The sequence below is a fragment of the Winogradskyella sp. MH6 genome, from assembly GCF_022810765.1.
Classification (GTDB): Bacteria; Bacteroidota; Bacteroidia; order Flavobacteriales; family Flavobacteriaceae; genus Winogradskyella.
The window spans coordinates 2,315,926-2,337,625 of record NZ_CP094494.1 but is presented as its reverse complement, the minus strand read 5'-3'; the positions used below and the strand labels follow the sequence as shown (position 1 = coordinate 2,337,625).

Below are 21,700 nucleotides of genomic sequence, written 5' to 3'. Positions count from 1 at the left end.
CATCCTCATAAAATTACAGTTCGGTAACTACAATTATTCTATCTTTAAGTAATGTTAGATATTTGAATCATCAAAAAAGGAACAAATAACCATTAATCAAATACAACATGAAGAATTTAGTTTTAACCTTAGCATTAGCCTTCACATCATTATTCAGTTTTGCTCAAGATGAAGGTATCACCATCACTGTAACCGTAGATAATGTAACCAGTGACAAAGGAAAAGTATTAATGTCTTTACACACCTCAGAAACCTTTATGAAAGGTAAAGGCATTAAAGATGCAGAAACTTCAATCGAAGACGGAAAAGTAACCATTACGTTTGAAAATGTGTTACCTGGAGAATACGCTATCTTAGCATTACACGACGAAAACGACAACAAGCGTATGGACTTTGAAGACAACGGAATGCCAAAAGAATCTTTTGGAATGTCTAACAATGTTATGGCAATGGGACCTCCTCAATATGACGATGCCAAGTTTACAGTTGCAGATAAAGACTTAGACCTTAACATTAGATTTTAGGTAAAGGCACATCATCAATCAAAAAATCAATCAAAAAAAAGACTGCTCATCGCAGTCTTTTTTTATCTAACTAAATCTATTTTATACGGTTTCACCCAACCAAGCTTTCATCATCCAAACGGTTTTTTCTTGTTCGGTTATAAAATCACTCATCATTGAGTTAGTACCTTCATCATTTGCATCGCCTGCAGCCTCAAGAATGTTTCTTTCAATTTTCAGCAATTCGGTTAAAGAATCTACAATCAGTTTAACTGCTTTTTCATCTTTTGAGATGTTTTTACCAACAGGCACTTTAGCTGCTTTTGTATAATCTTCAAAGGTATGTAATGGTGTTGCTCCTAGAGTTAATATACGCTCTGCGATTTCATCAACCTTTAAATTTGCATCAGTATAAAGCTCTTCAAACTTCTCATGCAGATTAAAAAAAGCTCTTCCTTGTATATTCCAATGTATACCTCTTAAATTTTGGTAATACAACTGAAAGTTAGCTAAAAGTTGATTTAACTCGTTAGCTAAATCTTTTGTTTTTTTGGTATCTAAACCTATGCTATTTAGTGTCATTTTGATGTAATTTTTTGTTTTAACAAATTTACCATTAAACAAAACCATATTTACTATAGTTTTTATAAATAGTTTTTATATTTTTATAGCCTAAACGAATAGTTATGACGATTACACAACTTAAATATGCTTTAGCGATTGCTGAGCACAAAAATTTTACAAAAGCAGCAGAAAAGTGTTTTGTAACGCAACCCACTTTAAGTACTCAAATTCAGAAACTTGAAGATGAATTAGATATCGTAATTTTCGATAGAGGCAAAAAACCTATTGAACTCACTGAAGTGGGCAGAAAAATAGTATTTCAGGCCAGGAATATTGTTAACGAAGCTGATCGTATACAGGATATTGTGGATCAGCAAAAAGGATTTATCGGAGGTGAATTTAGGCTTGGTATTATCCCAACAATAATGCCAACACTTTTACCGATGTTTTTAAATAATTTTATAAAAAAGTATCCTAAAGTAAAACTTAAAATTGAAGAGCTTACCACAGAGGAAATTATTACCAGAATTAATGATGGGCATATTGACGCTGCTATTGCTGCCACTCCTTTAGAAAGCGATAATATTAAAGAGCGACCGTTGTATTATGAGCCTTTTGTAGCCTATGTTCCTACAAATCATAGACTAAGAGACAAAAAGAAAATTGAAGTTTCAGATCTTGAAATTGAAGATATGTTACTGCTTGAAGATGGTCATTGTTTTAGAGAAGGTGTTCTTAATCTGTGTAAAGCTTTTAAAGACCAAGACGATGAGCACTTTCAACTCGAAAGTGGCAGTATTGAAACTTTAATAAAACTCTCTAATGAAGGTATGGGAATGACGCTCTTACCTTATTTACACACGCAAGATATTAGTGACAAATACAATAGCAACTTAAAACATTTTGTTGAGCCGTCACCTGCAAGAGAGGTAAGCTTAATTTACCATAAGAGTGAACTAAAAATGCAAATTATTAACGCTATGCACGATTTGATTTCTTCTGTTATAAGAGGTGCTATTGCCTTTAGTAATGTTGAAATTATCAGCCCTTTAGCGAAATAAAAAAAGCGACTCGTGAGTCGCTTTTTTTTATGCTTTTAAATAAATTAAACATTGATTTAAATCTGGGTTCTGATTGATTAGGGACTGAATAAATATTCGTAATTCTTCTAGTTCGTGAGGCAGTAATCGTTTAACTGCTTTTTCCACTTCCTTACAGAATAATGTCGCATCAAAACTAACCTTTTTAAGTACAGTTTTGGTGTACTCAAACATTGCTCTCGCCATAGGTAATTTTAAGTTTTAGGTTTAACAAAAAAGTAGTTTTTCTCTATAGGCTATTGTTTCAATTCATTCCCTAAGATAGAAAAAAATCGTGTTTACTAAAACCAAATTCGTAAAGTTTAACAGCTTATTATGTTAAAAGTTGAAATTTCTCGTTGAAAGTTTAATTCATTAAAAGGAATTTCTTACGACATAAAATACTGACTAACAACAAATAACACTATTTATTTATAAATCTAAGAACCTCTTTTTGTCCGTTTGAATATACTTCTACAAAGTAAATACCAGGTTTTAGGGCTGAGACAGACACTTTGTTTTGAGTATTTGAATAACTCATTGTTTTATAAAGATAAATAAATACTGAATAAAAAATCCGCAAGAGTTTCCCGAAGTATGCGAGAACTAGTAATTACTTACCACCATTGCCTTTAGCAATTTTATGAGCAGCAAGTTTCCATTTCAAACATTTCTGTTACTTGTAATTGATTTAGAGAAATATTGAATATAGCTATGTCATCTATTTTTCCTGTATACTCATTTCCTATAATAAGATCAGCTATTTGAATTGAATTTGAGTTATTAGGCGCATTTATCGTTTCTTGAAGAACTCCATTTCTATATAACGCTAAACTACTTGTAGAATAGTTATATGTAGCTACCAAATGATGCCATTCATTATTAATATCTGAAACACCACAATCAAAATTCGTATCATTGTCCCATACGTAACTTATACAACCGAATACAGCTTTGCGACAATCATAGAGTCCTAAATTCCATTGTTGAAAATCAATACCTCTACCTATAAGTAATTCATAATCTCCAGCATCTCTCTCTTGTAATGGTTGGTACCATAATGATATTGAAAAATCAGTTAATACATCTAATGACGAAGTGTTAGAGGTATATAAGTTTTCATTTGTTCCTGATAAAAAATCGAACTCAAAAGCACAATTTTCATTACCATTCCTATCAGATGTTGATGAAGCATTATTATTTACCAAATTTTGACTATTCCCAGAAAAATCATTGATAGATCCATTTGTAAAAGGATAATAAGCCACAACTGAATTTTGTAGATTGATAGGAATACATTCAGTTAATTGAATGTTTAATTCGTCATTATTTGCGCTTTCATCATTTGAGCATGAAAAAAGTAGATTGATTAAAATTAATGTAATTAGAGTCTTTTTCATAATTGTTTTTTTAAGTATCTGAAAAAAATTTCAAAGGGTTGCGCTAAATTACCTACAATAAGTAATAAAACGATTTTTTTCATAGCAATTGACTGTTAGTTTTGTGTTTATTAATAGATGTATAAAACCAAAAAAGGTTGCATTAATAACATTTAAAAAACTTATAAGAACATCTATCAAAAACACCCTGTAAGCAACCTGATATACAACTGCTTATATTAATATTTTATTATGTAAATTTAACTTTTTAATATGCAAAAACATATAACATATTCATGGTAATTTTACTACAGAAACGATTAAAGATAATTCTCTACTGCTTATTTGTATTTAGCCTTCAGCATGTACTATACTCTCAGAACTCAGCTCATATAGATAGCATATTTAATAGGTTTGATCTAAAAATTAAAAGCAATTTAATTGAAGTAGAAAATTATCAAAGAAATTAACAAATAAAGACCGAATAGAAAATCCGTGAGAATTTCCAGAAGTATGCGAGAACTAGTAATTTCTTGCCACCATTGCCGTTAGCAATTTTATAAGCAACAGGTTTCCATTTCAAACATTTCAGTTACTTGTGATTGATTTAGAGAAATATTGAATATAGCTATCTCATCTATTTTACCATCATAAAATTTCCCGATAAATAAATCGCCTATATCTTGATAAGTTGGCATGTTTGGGTTATTAGAAATACCTGTATTAGAATCACGAAGTATTCCATCTCTATAAATTTCAAGTTCATGATTTGCTACTTTAAAAGTAACTATTAAATGATGCCATTCATTGAAATCTATAATAGTATTACCAGGAAAATTATATGCATCCCATACTGACGAACCATGTAAACCAAAAACAGGAAAATCACTATCATACAAACCAAGTGACCATTGTCCAAAAACGTCATAAACTATTAAAGTACTTTCATCTCTGCTTATTAGCACACTATAGTCAGAAGGCTCAATATCCATTTTAAACCATAGCGAAATTGAAAATTCTGAAAGGTTATCTAAAAAAGAGGTGTTTGTTGTAGTTAGATATTCATTATTATTAGACTCAAATTTATATGCACAATCAATATTTCCATTTCTGTCCATAGTTGGTGAAGCTGAAGTTAGATTTGTTAAATCATTTGAATTAGATACATCATCGAGACTTCCACCATTAAAGGGATAAAAGGCAATTAAATTTCCTTGTAGTCCAGATGGAATACATTCAGTTAATTGAATGTTTAATTCGTCATTATTTGCGCTTTCATCATTTGAGCATGAAAAAAGTAGATTGATTAAAATTAATGTAATTAGAGTCTTTTGCATAATTGTTTTTTTTTAGTATCTGAAAAAATTTCCAAAGGGTTGCGCTAAATTACCTACAATAAGTAATAAAACGATTTTTTTCACAGCAATTGACTGTTAGTTTTGTGTTTATTTATAGATGTATAAAACCAAAAAAGGTTACATTAAAAACATTTAAAAAACTTATAAGAATACCTGTCAAAAACACCTTGCAAGTGATCTGATATACAACTACTTATATTAATATTTTATTATGTAAATTTAACTTTTTAATAGGCAAAAACATATAACATATTCATGGTAATTTTACTACAGAAACGATTAAAGATAATTCTCTACTGCTTATTAGTATTTAGCCTTCAGCATCTACTATACTCCCAAAACTCAGCTCATATAGATAGCATATTTAATAGGTTTGATATAAAAATTAAAAGCAATTTAATTGAAGCAGAAAAATTAGCAATAAAAGGAGTTTCTGTAGCAGAAAAAGGCAATGATAAAAATGATTTATTTAAAGCTTACGTAAATAGTATTAAAATAAATAGAGTATTAATCAACGATGACGACACACAATTATTTATAGAAAAAGCATTAAAAATTGAGAAGTTTGTTACTGACGAGACCTTAAAAATTGACTTATACTATGAAATTGCACAAAAAGAACTTAGAGAAACAAATACGGTAAAGGCTTTTGCTTCAATTGAAAAATCCATTCAATTGGCTTTAAAGCTTAATGATTCATTACGGTTAAGTGAAGGTCTCATATGCAAAGGAGGAATTTTTATTAGCGACCAAAATCTTGATACAGCAAAGACTCACTTTTTTAAAGCAATAAATATTGCTAAACACAATCATTATTACGATGCATTGTCTTACAGTTACCATGCACTGGCAGAAATAAACTATTCTAAATACAAGGATAGTGCAATCTATTATTATGATAGAGCTTTAAAATTTGCATTAAAAGCTAATAACAAGTATAGAGAGGCTTCTCTCTACTCAGATTTTGCGTTTCTTTATATTTATCATGAAGAGCCTGATAAAGTTTTACCATTAATAAATAAGGCAGAAAAATTATCCAAAGAAATTGGTAGCAAGCGATTATTGCATAATATATATTATACACTAGGTTACTATTACGATCTTGCACAAAACTATAGTTTATCTATTGCCTATCACCGTAAAGCAATTGATGAATATGGTGACTTTGTGAGTCCAATACAATTACGCAACACTTACATAATGTTATCTGGGGCATTATGGCATAATGGAAATTATAAAGAAGCCTATGACTATCAGGACAAGTTTATAGTACTTAATGATAGTATTTTTAATTTACAAAAGGCTAAAGAATTTGATAATATTAGAACAAAATATGAAGTTGAGAAAAAAGATACAGCTATTGCTTTACTAGAAAAAGAAAACAAAATTGTAGAGACACGCCAAAGGTGGTTGAGTATAAGCATCGTTTTTTTATGTATTACTTTGTCTAGCATTTACTTTTTTTTCAAACAAAAAATAAGAAGTAAAAACACTATTCTATCTAAAGAAAAGGAACTAAATAATAAAGAAAGAGAAAGGTTAGAAAAAGAAAATGAATTGACTGAAATTAAGGCATACTACAATGGGCAAGAAAAAGAAAGAAGCAGATTGGCTAAAGAATTACATGATGGTATAGGAGGCCAATTAGCAAGTATCAACTTAACCTTAACTCATATTAATGCCGAGTTAAAAAACGACTCTTTAAAGAAAGTTTCTAAAGATTTAGTTAATACATTTAAAGAATTAAGATTAATATCCCACAACCTCAATAATAAGACGCTAAATAAGAAATCTCTTAAAGATTCTTTACAAGAATTAAAGACTCTACATGAGCAAAGAAAAGATTTAAAAGTAGAAATTTCGATATTTCCTGATAATATCCTTGAAAATTTAGAGCCAAAAACAAGCCACAACTTATATAGAATATTGCAAGAGATATTAACTAATATAGCTATGCATTCTAAAGCTACGCTAGTTGAAATTTCTTTTAATAAACATAATGATATATTAGTTGTTATTGCAGAAGATAATGGTTGTGGTTTTAAAGTTGAAGACAAAAATTATGGAATGGGTTTAAAAAACATAGAAGAAAGAATAATTTCTCTTAAAGGACAATTTAACATCGACTCTCAAATAAGTAAAGGAACACAAGTGATTATTGAAATCCCTCTAAACAACAAATATATATGCATAAAATAAGGTTAGTAATTGTTGATGACCACAAAATGTTCTTAGATGGAATTAAAACTATTTTGTCTAAAGAAAATGAGTTTGAAATAGTGGCTACTTTCAATAATCCTAAAGATGCTATTCCGTTTTTAAAAACTAATCATGAAATAGATTTGTTAATTACAGATATTTCCATGCCTGAAATAAACGGACTTGAGTTTATCAAGATCATTACGGAAGAAGCTTCAAGTTTAAAAATACTTGTTATTAGTATGTTTGAGCAAATCCAAGCTTTTAAGGGTATAAATGGGTATTTACTAAAGGAATCAGGTTTTGAGGAACTAAAAAAAGCCATAAAAACAATAGTCATTAATGGTAAAGATTATTTTTACTCAAATCATGAAAATGACAAAAAAGAGAATTTAGAATTTAAAAAAAGTATTCTTACTAGAAGAGAAAAAGAAATCATTGTCTTAATTGCTAAACAAAATTCTGTCGATGAAATAGCAGAAGAATTGTTTCTGAGTAGACACACAGTAGAAACTCATAAAAAAAACATTTTTCAAAAATTACAAGTCAATAATGCTGCAGGTTTAATAAAAAAAGCTGTCTACTTAGGGTATATTTAATCTTAGAAAAGTCTATATATTATTGTTTCCTAATGGGAATCTAAATTATTAGAATCAGACTCGTTAAAACATAATAAAAGGTTGCGTTAAAAACACAACCTTTTGTCAAATTTTCTTACTTATTACAATTTAAAACCGATTATCACCATCTAACAAATCACCCAATCCACCAAGGATACTTCCTTCGCCTCTGCTCTTACCTCCTGCTTTTGGTGCAGAGGCTATAACTCTATCTGCTAATCGGCTAAATGGTAACGATTGTATGTATACTTTTCCTGGCCCTGTTAGTTTGGCAAAGAATAAACCTTCTCCTCCAAAAATAGAATTCTTAATACCACCTACAAACTCAATATCGTAATCTACATCTTGTGTAAAACCAACAATACAGCCTGTATCTACACGTAAAGTTTCACCTGGCTGTAAAGTTTTTTCTGCCATGGTTCCACCAGCATGTACAAATGCCATACCATCACCTTCTAGTTTTTGCATAATGAAACCTTCACCTCCAAATAAACCTCTACCAAGCTTTTTAGAAAACTCAATACCAACACTTACTCCTTTAGCAGCACATAGAAAAGCATCTTTTTGGCAAATGAACTTCCCTCGATATTCTGTTAAGTCTATGGGTATAATTTTTCCTGGATATGGTGATGCAAACGATACATTGCGCTTTCCTGTTAGGTCATTGTAAAAAGCAGTCATAAATAAGCTTTCGCCTGTAAGGATTCGTTTTCCTGCTCCTAATATTTTACCTAAAAAACCTTTGTCATTTTGTGAACCATCACCAAAAATAGTATCCATTTTAATACCATCATCCATCATCATAAAACTTCCTGATTCAGCAATAACAGCTTCCTGAGGGTCTAATTCTATTTCTACATATTGCATTTCTTCTCCATAGATACGATAATCTATTTCATGAGCATTTCTGTCTGTAAAATCTGGTAATCTTTCCATAATGTTTTTTTGTTTTTGGTTGACAGTTATATGTTGTTTAAAATAACATTTTGTTACATTTTAATGAGATTGTTTCACTGTGTTCACATTGACACTATGATTTCACTTTTAGCGTCCACTCAAAATTAAACGAAGACACTTCTACTCCATCTGAATTAACTCCATTAGCACTAAGCCAAACGGTTTGTCCTTCACCTGTTTCAATAGTTTTTGCAATAGCATCGTCTATTTTATGACCTTCCTTACATGTAAAGGTAATTCTTCCTGTAGCCTTTTTTGTAAACGTGGCATTATTATTAGCCACTAACATAGATATCTTCTTACCACTTCCTTTAATTTTTGTCATTACTAATGCACCTGTGGTTAACTCAGCAGCCATTCCTTGCACAGCCCAAAACATTGAATTAAAAGGATTTTGATTTATCCAACGGTGTTTTACCGTTACTACGCAAGTGGTATCATCTAAAGATTTTGTTCTTACTCCTGTAAAATAAGCTGCAGGTAGTTTAAACATTAAAAAGGTATTGAGTTTAGAAGGCGATATATTCATATTTTAATAAGTGAAATTGATCTACTATTCTTTATTCTTTTTTAATTCTTGAAGAAAAAACAATATGCTAATTATTAAACTAGCCATTACCATATAAGGCTTCATGTTAACAAATTCTCCTGTCATGTTTATCTTGTTTGTAGGCACAAAAACTATAAACAGAAAGAAAAGAAAGAACACTATTGACTTATAATGATTTCTATAGTCCATAAACTTTAATTTCTTCAAAATTAGCCAAAAATAAATTAGCATTTATTGTTAAAAAAATGTTAATTTTAAGTACTATGCGTAACATAATACCTTCTTTTAGACATATATTTGTATAAGAAACTATTATATACTTTTTAAAATGGTAGACAATCATCATAAAAATTTAGCCACATTTATACATCTTTCAACCTTTTCAAGATTTATAATTCCGTTTGGAAACTTTATTGGGCCAGTAGTACTCTGGGCTGCTAACAAGGATAAATCAGAGTTTGTAGATAAACACGGAAAGCAGGCTATTAACTTTCAAATTAGTGTTTTACTATACGCTATAATTATAGGTACTATTAGTGTTCCGTTTTTCATCTTTAAGCTTTTTAGAGGACTAGATGTTATCGATTTTCATGGATTCCATGATTTTCATATCAGTTTAGGAGAACCTTCTCCTCTACTATATATAGGAGGTGGACTTGGTGCTTTGGCCATTATAGGTTTTATAGTTGAATTGGCTTTAATCGTTAAAGCAAGCTTATCAGCCAGAGATGGTTTGGAATACAAATACCCTTTGACTATCAATTTTTTAAAATAAATCATCATCAATAATCAATCAAAAAATGAACAGTTTAATCAAATTTAAGAACCTCATCACATGAAGATAGAAAACACAAAAGCACAAATGCGTAAAGGTGTTCTAGAGTATTGCATCTTATCCATCTTAAAAGATGAAGATGCCTACGTTGCAGAGATTCTGGCAACACTAAAAGACGCAAAAATGCTTGTTGTAGAAGGAACTATATATCCACTATTAACAAGATTGAAAAATGCTGGATTGCTTAACTATCGTTGGGAAGAATCCACATCTGGACCACCAAGAAAATATTATGGTCTTACAGAAACAGGCAAGTTGTTTCTGAACGAATTAAACACGACTTGGAGTGAATTACAAAATGCAGTAAACCTAGTAACCAGTACAAAAACAACAAAAAAATGAATAAAACAGTCAATATAAATTTAGCAGGTATATTCTTCCACATAGACGAAGATGCATATCTTAAGTTATCGCGCTATCTTGAGGCTATAAAACGTTCATTTACAGACTCTCAAGGTCGTTCTGAAATTATCGCTGATATCGAGGCTCGTATCGCTGAGCTTTTCGCAGAGCGTATACAAAATGAAAAGCAAGTTGTAGGTATTAAACTCGTAGACGAAGTTATTACCATAATGGGACAACCAGAAGATTATTTGGTAGACGACGAAATCTTTGAAGACGAACCTCAACAAAAAAAATCTTACAACTCTGGTCCTACCAAAAAACTATTTAGAGATACAGATAACTCATACATTGGTGGTGTTGCAGCAGGTTTAGGACACTACTTTGGTATAGAGTCTATCTGGATGCGACTCATATGGTTGTTACTAGCCATAGGTTCTGGTGGTACATTCATATTCATCTATCTTATCTTTTGGGCATTAGTCCCAGAAGCTAGGACTACAGCCGAAAAGCTCATGATGACTGGTGACCCTGTGAACATCAGTAACATTGAAAAAAAAATTAAAGACAGCATTGATTCGGTCTCAGAAACTGTAAAAAATGTTGATTTTAAAAAACATGGCGAAAAATTAAAGGAAGGATTAGACGATCTTACCGATAATATTTCAGAAACTGTAAAAAGTGTCGATTTTCAGAAGCAAGGCAATCGGTTAAAATCGAGTTCGCAAACCTTTTTTGATTCTATCGGAAGCATTGTAATGTTTTTCTTAAAAATCATGGCAAAGTTCATTGGCATTATTCTAATCGTTACAGGTATAGGAGCATTAATCACATTAATAGTAGCTTTATTTACTGTAGGAATTACTGATGCTATACATTTTCCAGGCTTAGATTTATTGTATGTAGCAAACGCAGCTAACATTCCTATGTGGCTTATGTCTATGCTATTATTTTTTGCCATTGGTATACCGTTCTTCTTTGTCTTTTATTTAGGATTAAAGATTTTGGTAAACAATTTAAAGTCTATCGGAAATGTGGCTAAGTTTTCTCTACTTGGTATATGGCTAATGGCAATCATAGGCCTTGTGATTACAGGAGTAAAGCAAGCAACAGAGCATGCCTTTGACGCTAAAGTTGTTTCTAAAAACGAATTAACCATAAAATCTGGTGACACTATAAGTTTAAATAATTCCGAATTTGACGAATACAGCAGCTATCGTTACCGCCACAACAACGAGTTTAATATCATTGAAAATAATGAAGGACAGAGCTTAGTCTCATCTAATGTAAGATATATCGTAAAATCAACCACAGATTCTGTAGCTTCAATGACTATTGAAAAAGAAGCCACAGGAAGCGATTACAACAGAGCTAAAAAACGTGCCGAAAATATTGACTATGGCTATAGATTAGATGGTAATAGACTTGTTTTAGACAAATATCTAAAAACTGACATAGAGAATAAGTTTAGCGAACAAGAAGTAAGAGTTATTATCTATTTACCAGAAGGTACAATTCTATTTACTGATAAGAGTTTCTCAAGATCTTGGAGGTATAGTTATTCAAGATATGGTACTAATATCTTAAGCGATATAGAATTTGGTAAGTATTATAAAATAACAAAAGATGATGCTGAATGTTTAAACTGCATCAAAGATGAGGATATTGAAGATGCTGTAACCTCTGAAGAAATATCGTCGTCTAAACAAGAGAAGTCAATAATTAGTCAGAAAATAGATGAAGATGGTGTTGACCTTGAAGTCAATAACAACTGATACTAAGAAAATGACAGTTCGGTCATATTAAGTTTAAATCAATCAAAATAACACAGACATTTGTTCTGTAATCATCAATCAAAAAATGAACAACCAATCAAAATTAAATCAATCAATCAAATCTCTTTTGCTGAGCAGTCTCGGATTCCTTTTGGTTTCTGGTATTGCCACAGCACAAGTAGATCATAACTCTGAACTTTATAAAACGCTTAAAGAAAAAGATAGTGTTTTATTCGAATTAGGATTTAATAAATGTGAAATCGAAAAGAGTGAAAAAATAATATGTGATGACTTAGAATTTTATCACGACAAAGCTGGTGTTACAAATTCAAAAGAAGAATTTGTTTCAATCATGAAAAATGGGATCTGTGGTGATAATAACACAGAAAAGGTCTATCGGTTTCTAGTTGAGGAGAGCTTAGAAGTTTTTCCTATGTACAACAACGGTGAGCTATACGGAGCACTACAAATTGGAAAACACTTCTTTTCTACCGATAAAAGCATGACTTATAAAAAAACAGACAACTATGCTTTGTTTTCACATTTATGGATTATTGAGGAGAATGAATGGAAACTAAAGCGTGTTTTAAGCTATAATCATACATCAAAAGAAAAATCTGAAAATTAAATTTTCAACAAATCATCAATCAAAATAAAATCAAAAAATCATGAGCACATTAGTAAGAATAGTAGTTACCAGTATTTTAAGTATTGTAATGCTGTCCTGTAATTTTTCAATGAATTTAGGACCAGGAGTAGATGGAAATAGACACGTTGTTTCTCAAGAACGTTCCATTTCCAATGACTTTGAATCCATTAAAGTGAGCCAAGGCCTAGACTTATACATTACACAAAGTAATGACGTTTCTTTAAGTTTAGAAGCCGACGAAAACCTTCACGACTTAATAATGACGGAAGTTGAAAATGGCACGCTTCGCATTTACACAACCAAAAATATCAGAAGAGCAGCATCAAAAAAAATCAATCTTAACGTTGCCGATATTTCTGCAATTAAAGCTACAAGCGGTAGCACTGTGTATTCTACAAACACAATTACAGCTAACGATTTAGAGCTTAACTGTACCAGTGGAGCAGATATAACCTTAGATGTAAAAACAGAAACCCTAAATTGTCATTCTACAAGTGGTAGCGATATTAGACTTAGCGGTTCTACAACATTGCTAATTGCCGAAGCAACAAGCGGAAGTGATATTAAAGCCTCTGACCTTAAAGCTGAAACATCTAAAGTAAAAGCCACTAGTGGAGCTGATATTTCGGTAAACACTTCAAAAGAACTTACCGCTAGAGCAACCAGTGGTGGAGATATTAGGTACTCTGGTAACCCAGAAAAAGTTGAAAAATCAGATAGTTCTGCCGGAAGTGTTAGAACAAATTAATAGTGTTTACACACTAACAATCTATTTGTTTTAAAATCTCAAAAAACCTTATAACCAAACAATTACAAACCGTTTTAAATTCTTTATAGAGTTTGGGACGGTTTTTGTATATCTTTGTTTAATAGCCCGTAAAGTGACATTATTTTTGAAATGTGTCATATTATTAGCGAAACAAAGATTATAGATGAAAAAATTTTTACTCATTCTGGTTATAATAATGGTGTCAACACCTATTATTAATGCCCAAGAAAAAATTAAAGGTGACAGAAATGTTACCATAAAACAAACCTACATTGACGACTTTCATACGATTGTTGTTAATGGTGATTTTTCTATTGAAATTGTATACAATAGTAAACCATCAGTAAACGTAGAAACAGATGATAATCTACATGATGTTATTCAGTTTGATGTTGTTGATGGAGTTTTATCATTTGCTGAGACCATGCGAATTACATCGAAAAAGCAACTTAATATTACCGTAAACTACGGAGATGCTCTTCAAAATATAGAAATAAAAGGTGATGGAGAAATTAGATCGCTAACCTCAATGGAACTAGGTGATGCCAGTTTAATAACCAGTGATAACTCTAGAGCTTATCTAAATATAAAAGCTAATAATTTCACCTATAAAAGTTCAGGTAAATCTAAAACAAGGTTAAACCTTACAGCAGATTCCACTAAAATGGAACTTAGTGATAATAGTAAGCTTGATGCTTTAGTAAACACCAAAACATCTCATTTTGATTTATATCAACGTGCAGATATATCAATAGAAGGGTCTGCCAATAATGCAACCATTAGGTTAATCAATTCTTCTAACTTTAACGGAAGTAAATACGATGTTAACGATATTGATGCCAATTTAGAAGACAATAGCGACTTAACCGTTGCAGCAAACAAAACCATAACACTAGCATCTTCAGGAGATAGCGAGACTTATTTATATGGTAGTCCTGCAATAACCATCATAAAATTTGAAGGCACTTCAAAACTTCAAAAGAAAGAAAAATAGTAGTTCTTAAGATTTTAAGATTTCAAGAGAAAAATCTATTTCTATCTGAGGGGAAACTTTAACTATTCCCAGCATTTTTGTTGGGGCTTTTAGTTTAAAATCATTAATGTTTATAGGCAACAATCCTCTTACATACAATCCATTTTCACTGTCTACAGAAACAGGAACTTTATAGGTTTTAGAGATTTTACAAATTATAATTTCTACAGTTGCTGTTATAGAATCTAGATCTTCTTCTATCTTTGAAATCTCTTTTAGATTCAAAACAATTTTTGGGTGTTCTTCTGTATTAAGTAACTTATTAAAGTCTTTGTTTATAGCTTTACCTCCACAATCAAACTCTATATTAGAAAGGCTCAATGTTGCATTACTAAACTTAATTGAGCTATCATACTCTTTAAAGTTTACCTTTATTGCATCTGAAAATGCATTAATATTAAATGCACAACCAAAGGTACTTACATTTGTTTTACCATTGATTTTTAAATAACTATCAGAAGAAAAATTTATAGTAGTCTCTTTAACTTCCGCATCACTATCAATAAATACACTAAATGTTGAGCTTAAAAAAAATAAAACGACTATTGAAATTGTTCTAATCATCTTTAAAAAAATAAGGCCTTTAGCTTTTACAAGCTAAAGGCCTAAAGTTAATTATTTTTAGAAACTTATCACAGCTTCAACCATTAAGCCATTGAATTTACCATCATAAAGAACGTTATCTTCAGCATAGCCATCATAACTTTGAGATACATACTCAACTTTAGCTAATATGTTCTTTGTTAAGAAATAACCAGCAGATAGTTGTACTCTATCAATATCAACATCACCAAATGATTGTTCTGAACTAACAGTATTGTAACGACCACCTATGTAGAAGTTTTCAGCACTACCAAAACGATAGATTACTTCACCTGCTAACTGAGTTGTACTACGGTCATCGGCTTCAGAAGAAGCTCCACCATTAGCAAATTCTAAAGTTCCGAAGAATTCTAAACCACCATACTTAACAAATGGATTAAACATTATAGCAGTAATTCTATTGCTAAACCCTGGGTCAAAACGTCCTGTTCTAAATGTATTAGTAGCTGTTGTATTTTGCATCGATTGTGTTCTCCAGTCATAATAAGTTGGGGTTGTCATAACTGAGTAATATCTAGATCCTGCTCTATCAGCAGTATATAAATAAACGCTAGGTGCATATCCTGTGTTGTACAGAGAACCTGTTAATCTAAAACGTAAATCATCATTTATTTGTTTGTCATAACCTAATTTAGCTATAAAAGCTGCACCACCAGTATTGCTACCATTGTTTATTTCAACATCTTGGTTTAACTTTCCATTAGAAAAACCTATCATACCAAGAAAACCGTTACGTTGATAGTAAATCTCAGCTCCTACTTCAGTGGTAAACGAATCCATGATTAAGTTTCCTACAAACGGGTTGTAAATAGCTTGCGCGTTATCAGTTCTTCTAAAGTGTGCGTCACCATAGTTGTTTTCCATATGCCCTACTTTAATAGTAGTATATTTCATAACATTTTCCAATAAGCCCGGAGAAATGAAATCTAAATTGTCTATTTGGAAATATCCACCTTTTACATAAGGTTCTGGGTGATGACGAGAAGACAGATAGGTTCTCAAATGCATTCTCACACCTTTTGCTAAAGCTACATCCAAATCAAGGTTTGCAGTGGCCAAATTAAAGTTACTTCCTATTTCTTGTAAAGGTTGTACTGTTCCTCCATCAATTAAAGCTTGGTCTACCCCATTTTCATGGTCTAAAGCTTGGAATTGCAATGTTGACGACCCTCCTATTCTTACTTTTATATTCTCAAAAGTAGAAACGGTATCTTTTGGCGCTTCAAAAACGTTAATACCTCTTTTGTCTGGTTGTCTGTAATTATCTAAGTCTCTTTTACTTTTATCTTGCGCGTATAGAGAACTTGCAAGCGTGAATACAAGAATAAAACTTGTAATTTTTAAAATTGATTTCATGGTTTACTATTTTTTTAGTTAATTATTATTATGATTTTTTATCGAAAACAGATTTAAAAACTATTTTTATAGCATCTCCTGTTTTTATTGTTCCTAGTAGTGCCTTTGGTGGTTTAACACCGTAGTCTGTCATTTTTAGAGATTTTTCTCCCTCTATTAATAACTTAGCCCCTTCTAATTTTATATTCAGTGTGAGCGAAATAGATTTTTTGACTCCTGATATTGTCAAATCCCCTTTTACTGTAGCTTTAAAATGATTTTCTGAAATTTTTTCCATTTGGCTTACAGATGAGAGATTGAAATCTATTGTTTTGTGCTTGTCTGTATTAAGTGCCTTATAAGTGTTTTTATCCATTCCAGACTTACCACTTTTAAGACTCTCAGCTTTAACAGAGAAACTAAGAGTTTTAATTGCAAAATCTTCTGTGTTCTCAATTTCTGCATCTCCTGATTGTTCTTCTGCAGTTATCTCCCAATCATGTAAAGAAGAAGTTCCCTGCACCTCTAATTCAGAAGAGCTATTATTTAACTTAAATGTTTGAGAGGTTGCTACTTGAAAGGAAAACAGACCAACAAATAGCGTTGTAATGTAAAATACCGACGGTTTAATTATAAAGTTCATAGTTTTTTTGGTTTTAATGTTTGGCAAAGGTTTAAATAATATTCAAAGTATTATATGATAAAAGTCATACCCTAGTATTTTTAAATTAGAGCACAAAAAAAGCCGAAGTCAATGACTTCGGCTTTTTTTGTGCTCTAATTTAACTTAATTACTAGTTATAAGTAGAAGTTGCCACTTCAAAATCAGCTTCTTTAGCGGCTAGATAACGTTCAGCATCTAATGCTGCCATACAACCTGTACCAGCTGCGGTAATAGCCTGTCTATAAACATGGTCGGCTGCATCACCACTAACAAACACACCTTCTATATTGGTTTTACTTGTTCCTGGTTGCGCATTAATAATGTATCCTGTTTCATCTAAGTCTATCTGACCTTTAAAAATATCTGTGTTAGGCTTATGACCAATTGCCACAAAGAATCCTGTTGCAGGAATATCGCGTTTTTCGTTTGTTTGGTTATTAAATACTCTAACACCTGTTACCACTTGTCCATCACCTAAAACTTCTTCAGTTTCAGTATTGAATAAGATTTCTATATTTTCTGTTTTCTTTACACGCTCTGCCATAATTTTAGAAGCTCTAAACTCATCGCGACGCACTAGCATTGTTACTTTTTTACAAAGTTTAGATAGATAGTGTGCTTCTTCGCAAGCCGAATCTCCTGCTCCAACAATAACTACTTCCTGATTTCTATAAAAGAAACCATCACAAACAGCACAAGCCGAAACTCCACCACCTAATTGCAGGTATTTTTGTTCAGAGGGTAATCCTAAATATTTTGCCGAAGCACCAGTAGAGATAATAACTGTAGAAGCATGTATTTCCTTTTCATCATTAATCCAAACTTTATGTACATCTCCTAAAAAATCTACTTTAGTTACCCATCCATGACGCACATCTGTACCAAAGCGTTCTGCTTGTTTTTGTAATTGTATCATCATTTCAGGTCCTGTTATACCATCAGGATATCCTGGAAAGTTTTCAACATCATTAGTAGTAGTTAACTGACCACCTGGTTGCTCTCCTTGGTATAAAACTGGTTCCATATTTGCTCTTGACGCATAAATAGCCGCAGTATATCCTGCAGGGCCAGAACCTATTATTAAACATTTTACTTTTTCAATTGTATCAGACATATCTTGTGTTTATTACAAGACAAAAGTAGGATTTTTGCATAAAACCTTACACAGAAGTTATCAACACTAACTATAGTGTCATAAAGTTTTCAAATTACTTTAATTTCTCAGATTAATTTATTAATTTTTAAGTGTTTTAATAGCTAAATCTAACCTGTCATGAAAGCAAAAATTTTAATTTTAAGCATGCTATTGTTATTAGCTTTATCGTGTAAAAATGAAGCTAATAGCACAGAGGAGACCCATAGTTCATCTAAAGCAGAACCAAAAGACAAGCTTGGAGACCTAAAAGGCACTTGGGAGCTCACAGGATTCTATAACTACAAGAATAATGTTGTTGTTGATTCTTTTAAAATGAACCCTGACTTTAGACAACTAAAAATGTATACCGATACTAAGGTAATGTGGTGTAAACACAGACCTGCAGATTCTTCTGAATGGTTTGGCTATGGTACTTACAAATATGATGGAGACCAACTTACAGAAGTATTAGATTTTGGATCTGCTGTTATGAATGAAGTCATTGAGGAGAAAAAGCAATTTATTTTTGAACTGGATTTATATCCTAATAAATTTCAACAAATAGAACTAGACGACGAAGGCAACAGAATATATTCTGAAAACTATGTTAGAGTGGAATAGTCTTAACTATAAAAGCTAAATTCTCTTCTAATAGTTTTAGTAATAAATCGAAAACGATAATTTCTAAGTTTTGCAACAATACGCTTCAATCCTTCAGAAGATAGCCATCCTTTGTGATTGTTAAACTTTTTTATGTTTGATACATGCATCAAGTGGTTTTCACCATTTGCCATGCTGTAAATACCACCATAAAATGGCAATGGCCTAAGCTTTATATGATTATCTAAAACAGTTAAGCGATGATCGAAAAATAAAATAGGGTCCACTTCAAAAAAATACTGTAATAATTTTGGTTTAACTATCACCGAGCTTCCACATAAATAACTAAACTTAAAAGTTGCAAACAAAAAAGACTTGCCTTCAAAATGCAGATAGCCATTTTTAGTGTACCAACCAGGCACATTACCTTTTGAGCTATTAACATGTGCAGCAACTCTATTGCTAACATAATCATCAGAGTCTACGGTCATCACGTAATCTGTATTAAAATTATCTTCAGCATATTTTGCTCCAAGTTTTAATTTTTCTCCTTTATCAATCTCCCGTCGCTTGTTGATACTTTCATCGCTTTCGCTTTGTCTGCGAACAGGCGGCTCAAAATCAACTTGTAAGTAGTGAATATTTTTATGAGTAAATTTTATTTGTGGAATTTCATGACATACCGCTACCAACTTAAAGTTTTGATCGGTCTGATTACATATAGATTTAAAAGTACGTTCTACCAGATTACAAAACTCCAGCCAATTACCTGAAACGCGTTCACTTTTTATTGGAACAATGAAAGTTAACATAGTAAAGATTCATTTTAGATGAGTGAAACTAAACAAACCCTTAATACCATTAAAAAATAATCGACGAATCTTAGATATTACCCACAGAATATATATTACTGTATGAAAAATTACCAAAACCTATAAAAGACTACTTTATATAAATGCAAAAAAGCTCAACAAATGCTGAGCTTTTTTAATCTAAAGTCGGGGTGGCAGGATTCGAACCTGCGACCTCCGCGTCCCAAACGCGGCGCGATAACCGGGCTACGCTACACCCCGAAATTTGGTTATCAATTTTAGGACTGCAAATATAGAGTTTTTTTTATAATCCAATAACATTTTTCTAACTTTAAAAACTGATATTCAATTTTCGTTTTTTAATTATGAAATTAAGATTTCCCATTATAGGTTTAATTCTAATAAGCATACTTACCTGTGCCCAAGATAAAAACTCTACCAATACCAAAAATACTCACGAAATTATTGTTCCAGACCTTGATATTCCATGGGGTTTTACATTTTTACCTGATGGAGCTATACTAATTACCGAAAAAGCTGGACAACTAATTCATTTTAAAAATGGAAAAAAAACAGAAATCTCTGGATTGCCAGAAATATATGTAAGAGGTCAAGGCGGATTTATGGATATCATACTTCATCCTGATTACAAAAACAATAATCTTATATATTTTTCTTATGCATCATCTGATGGCGAAGGAGATGGTGGCAATACAACAATCGCTTCTGCAAAGTATAGTGATATGACACTTACAAATTGGAAAGTGCTGTATAAAGCAGAACCTAACTCAACAAGAGGACAGCATTTTGGCTCTCGACTTCAGTTTGATAAAAATGGACATCTATTTTTCTCTATTGGTGATCGAGGAAATCGTGACGAAAACCCTCAAGACATTACCAGAGACTGTGGTAAAATTTATCGCATTAATGACAATGGTTCAATACCAAAGGATAACCCTTTTTACAAACATGATAATGCCAAAAAAGCAATCTATTCTTTCGGTCACAGAAATCCACAAGGTATGACCATACATCCCAAAACTGGTGAAATATGGACACACGAACATGGACCAAAAGGCGGTGACGAAATCAATATAATTAAAGCAGGTAAAAACTATGGTTGGCCTGTAATTAGTTATGGTATTAATTACAGCGGAACAAAATTTACCGAAATAACTGAAAAAGAAGGCATGGAACAACCCTTGCACTATTGGGTTCCATCTATAGCACCAAGCGGAATGACTTTTATTAATAGTGATAAATATGGAGATTGGAACGGAAATTTATTGGTAGGCTCATTAAAATTTCAGTATTTAGACATGTGTACTTTAAAAGACGATAAAGTCATTAAAGAAGAGCGCTTATTAGACGGCATAGGTAGAGTAAGATCTGTAGAACAAGGACCAGATGGCTATATTTATGTCGGAGTAGAAAATTTGGGGATTGTAAAATTAATAAGGCAATGATTAAAACCTATAAACTATTATTCTTACTTGTATTCTTGGTTTCTTGTAATTCTAACAACAAGAAAAACAGCCAAGCAGATTATTCAATAAATAAAGAAACTACAGCTTTAGAGCCGCAACTAAAAGACAGCTACAATAGAGGCAAGCTAGTTTATGATAACATGTGTATCACTTGCCACATGAGTAATGGAGAAGGTGCACCTAAAGTGTTTCCTCCTTTAGCACAATCAGATTATCTAAAGGATAATCAAGAATCAAGTATCAAAGGGGTAAAAAATGGGATATCAGGCAAAATAATTGTCAATGGCATTAGCTACAATAGTGTAATGACACCTTTAGGCTTGAGTGATGAAGAAGTTGCAGATGTTATAAATTACATCAACAATAGTTGGGGAAATAAATTCGGTAAATTTGTAACAGCAGAAGATGTGACAAAAGTCATTAAAAACTAGGCTCAATTAACTAACTTTGCA

25 protein-coding genes and 1 tRNA gene are annotated in these 21,700 nt (G+C 31.7%); 13 read left to right on the top strand and 13 right to left on the bottom strand.

Annotation, left to right across the window (positions count from 1 at the left end; genetic code table 11):
- The first annotated feature begins 107 nt into the window (after window positions 1-107).
- Window positions 108-524 (top strand): DUF2141 domain-containing protein, encoded by a 417-nt coding sequence (locus MST30_RS10490; RefSeq protein ID WP_243471362.1) that lies wholly within the window; start codon window positions 108-110, stop codon window positions 522-524.
- Between the two features lie 81 nt (window positions 525-605).
- Here the strand turns inward: MST30_RS10490 and MST30_RS10485 are convergent, their stop codons facing one another.
- Window positions 606-1,085 (bottom strand): Dps family protein, encoded by a 480-nt coding sequence (locus MST30_RS10485; RefSeq protein ID WP_243471361.1) that lies wholly within the window; start codon window positions 1,083-1,085, stop codon window positions 606-608.
- 104 nt (window positions 1,086-1,189) lie between these two features.
- On the opposite strand from MST30_RS10485, the gene MST30_RS10480 reads away from it, so the two are divergent.
- Entirely contained in the window at window positions 1,190-2,128 is a 939-nt protein-coding gene (locus MST30_RS10480; protein WP_243471360.1) for a LysR substrate-binding domain-containing protein, read from the top strand.
- Between the two features lie 27 nt (window positions 2,129-2,155).
- Here MST30_RS10480 and MST30_RS10475 read toward each other — a convergent pair whose 3' ends face one another.
- From MST30_RS10475 to MST30_RS10465, 4 genes are all read right to left on the bottom strand, one after another.
- Window positions 2,156-2,353, bottom strand: coding sequence for a hypothetical protein (locus tag MST30_RS10475; RefSeq protein WP_243471359.1), 198 nt, complete (start codon window positions 2,351-2,353; stop codon window positions 2,156-2,158).
- Window positions 2,354-2,570: 217 nt separating this feature from the next.
- The gene (locus tag MST30_RS15795) at window positions 2,571-2,687 is read right to left on the bottom strand and encodes a T9SS type A sorting domain-containing protein (RefSeq protein WP_441372348.1); all 117 of its coding nucleotides are present in this window, start codon (window positions 2,685-2,687) and stop codon (window positions 2,571-2,573) included.
- 100 nt (window positions 2,688-2,787) lie between these two features.
- On the bottom strand, window positions 2,788-3,546 hold the full coding sequence (locus MST30_RS10470) for a LamG domain-containing protein (protein ID WP_243471358.1): 759 nt from the start codon (window positions 3,544-3,546) through the stop codon (window positions 2,788-2,790).
- A 536-nt stretch (window positions 3,547-4,082) separates the two neighbouring features.
- A complete protein-coding gene (locus MST30_RS10465) occupies window positions 4,083-4,862 on the bottom strand; it encodes a LamG domain-containing protein (RefSeq protein ID WP_243471357.1) in 780 nt (259 codons plus the stop codon).
- 276 nt (window positions 4,863-5,138) lie between these two features.
- Here MST30_RS10465 and MST30_RS10460 point away from each other — a divergent pair, with 276 nt between their 5' ends.
- Together MST30_RS10460 and MST30_RS10455 are read left to right on the top strand one after the other, a co-directional pair.
- The gene (locus tag MST30_RS10460; protein ID WP_243471356.1) at window positions 5,139-7,082 is read left to right on the top strand and encodes an ATP-binding protein; all 1,944 of its coding nucleotides are present in this window, start codon (window positions 5,139-5,141) and stop codon (window positions 7,080-7,082) included.
- Window positions 7,070-7,681 (top strand): response regulator transcription factor, encoded by a 612-nt coding sequence (locus MST30_RS10455; protein ID WP_243471355.1) that lies wholly within the window; start codon window positions 7,070-7,072, stop codon window positions 7,679-7,681. The genes MST30_RS10460 and MST30_RS10455 overlap by 13 nt, the downstream gene beginning before the upstream one ends.
- Window positions 7,682-7,810: 129 nt before the next feature.
- Here the strand turns inward: MST30_RS10455 and MST30_RS10450 are convergent, their stop codons facing one another.
- Window positions 7,811-8,638, bottom strand: coding sequence for a TIGR00266 family protein (locus MST30_RS10450; protein ID WP_243471354.1), 828 nt, complete (start codon window positions 8,636-8,638; stop codon window positions 7,811-7,813).
- A 94-nt stretch (window positions 8,639-8,732) separates the two neighbouring features.
- On the bottom strand, window positions 8,733-9,188 hold the full coding sequence (locus MST30_RS10445; protein WP_243471353.1) for a DUF4442 domain-containing protein: 456 nt from the start codon (window positions 9,186-9,188) through the stop codon (window positions 8,733-8,735).
- Window positions 9,189-9,537: 349 nt separating this feature from the next.
- Between MST30_RS10445 and MST30_RS10440 the strand changes: the two genes are divergently transcribed.
- The 6 genes from MST30_RS10440 (at window position 9,538) to MST30_RS10415 (ending at window position 14,573) form a co-directional block, all read left to right on the top strand.
- A complete protein-coding gene (locus MST30_RS10440; protein ID WP_243471352.1) occupies window positions 9,538-9,984 on the top strand; it encodes a DUF4870 domain-containing protein in 447 nt (148 codons plus the stop codon).
- A 60-nt stretch (window positions 9,985-10,044) separates the two neighbouring features.
- Entirely contained in the window at window positions 10,045-10,386 is a 342-nt protein-coding gene (locus MST30_RS10435; RefSeq protein ID WP_076620721.1) for a PadR family transcriptional regulator, read from the top strand.
- On the top strand, window positions 10,383-12,161 hold the full coding sequence (locus MST30_RS10430) for a PspC domain-containing protein (RefSeq protein ID WP_243471351.1): 1,779 nt from the start codon (window positions 10,383-10,385) through the stop codon (window positions 12,159-12,161). The genes MST30_RS10435 and MST30_RS10430 overlap by 4 nt, the downstream gene beginning before the upstream one ends.
- Window positions 12,162-12,246: 85 nt before the next feature.
- A complete protein-coding gene (locus MST30_RS10425) occupies window positions 12,247-12,789 on the top strand; it encodes a nuclear transport factor 2 family protein (RefSeq protein ID WP_243471350.1) in 543 nt (180 codons plus the stop codon).
- Window positions 12,790-12,829: 40 nt separating this feature from the next.
- Complete coding sequence (locus MST30_RS10420; RefSeq protein WP_243471349.1) at window positions 12,830-13,558, top strand: head GIN domain-containing protein; 729 nt, start codon at window positions 12,830-12,832, stop codon at window positions 13,556-13,558.
- Between the two features lie 184 nt (window positions 13,559-13,742).
- The gene (locus MST30_RS10415; protein WP_243471348.1) at window positions 13,743-14,573 is read left to right on the top strand and encodes a GIN domain-containing protein; all 831 of its coding nucleotides are present in this window, start codon (window positions 13,743-13,745) and stop codon (window positions 14,571-14,573) included.
- Window positions 14,574-14,579: 6 nt separating this feature from the next.
- Here MST30_RS10415 and MST30_RS10410 read toward each other — a convergent pair whose 3' ends face one another.
- The 4 genes from MST30_RS10410 to trxB all read right to left on the bottom strand — a co-directional run bounded on the left by MST30_RS10410 (window position 14,580) and on the right by trxB (window position 18,328).
- A complete protein-coding gene (locus MST30_RS10410; protein WP_243471347.1) occupies window positions 14,580-15,176 on the bottom strand; it encodes a YceI family protein in 597 nt (198 codons plus the stop codon).
- 57 nt (window positions 15,177-15,233) lie between these two features.
- On the bottom strand, window positions 15,234-16,571 hold the full coding sequence (locus tag MST30_RS10405) for a hypothetical protein (protein WP_243471346.1): 1,338 nt from the start codon (window positions 16,569-16,571) through the stop codon (window positions 15,234-15,236).
- Between the two features lie 28 nt (window positions 16,572-16,599).
- A complete protein-coding gene (locus MST30_RS10400; RefSeq protein ID WP_243471345.1) occupies window positions 16,600-17,193 on the bottom strand; it encodes a YceI family protein in 594 nt (197 codons plus the stop codon).
- A gap of 151 nt (window positions 17,194-17,344) precedes the next feature.
- Complete coding sequence (gene trxB, locus MST30_RS10395) at window positions 17,345-18,328, bottom strand: thioredoxin-disulfide reductase (protein ID WP_243471344.1); 984 nt, start codon at window positions 18,326-18,328, stop codon at window positions 17,345-17,347.
- A 159-nt stretch (window positions 18,329-18,487) separates the two neighbouring features.
- On the opposite strand from trxB, the gene MST30_RS10390 reads away from it, so the two are divergent.
- The gene (locus MST30_RS10390) at window positions 18,488-18,970 is read left to right on the top strand and encodes a hypothetical protein (RefSeq protein ID WP_243471343.1); all 483 of its coding nucleotides are present in this window, start codon (window positions 18,488-18,490) and stop codon (window positions 18,968-18,970) included.
- A 2-nt stretch (window positions 18,971-18,972) separates the two neighbouring features.
- Here the strand turns inward: MST30_RS10390 and MST30_RS10385 are convergent, their stop codons facing one another.
- Both MST30_RS10385 and MST30_RS10380 read right to left on the bottom strand, forming a co-directional pair.
- The gene (locus MST30_RS10385) at window positions 18,973-19,761 is read right to left on the bottom strand and encodes a hypothetical protein (RefSeq protein WP_243471342.1); all 789 of its coding nucleotides are present in this window, start codon (window positions 19,759-19,761) and stop codon (window positions 18,973-18,975) included.
- Window positions 19,762-19,947: 186 nt separating this feature from the next.
- A tRNA-Pro gene (locus tag MST30_RS10380) sits at window positions 19,948-20,022 on the bottom strand.
- A 104-nt stretch (window positions 20,023-20,126) separates the two neighbouring features.
- Here MST30_RS10380 and MST30_RS10375 point away from each other — a divergent pair.
- A complete protein-coding gene (locus tag MST30_RS10375; protein ID WP_243471341.1) occupies window positions 20,127-21,227 on the top strand; it encodes a PQQ-dependent sugar dehydrogenase in 1,101 nt (366 codons plus the stop codon).
- Window positions 21,224-21,679 carry a c-type cytochrome gene (locus tag MST30_RS10370; protein WP_243471340.1) on the top strand — a complete coding sequence of 152 codons (456 nt, stop codon included), beginning with the start codon at window positions 21,224-21,226 and terminating at the stop codon, window positions 21,677-21,679. The genes MST30_RS10375 and MST30_RS10370 overlap by 4 nt, the downstream gene beginning before the upstream one ends.
- The last annotated feature ends 21 nt before the right edge of the window (window positions 21,680-21,700 follow it).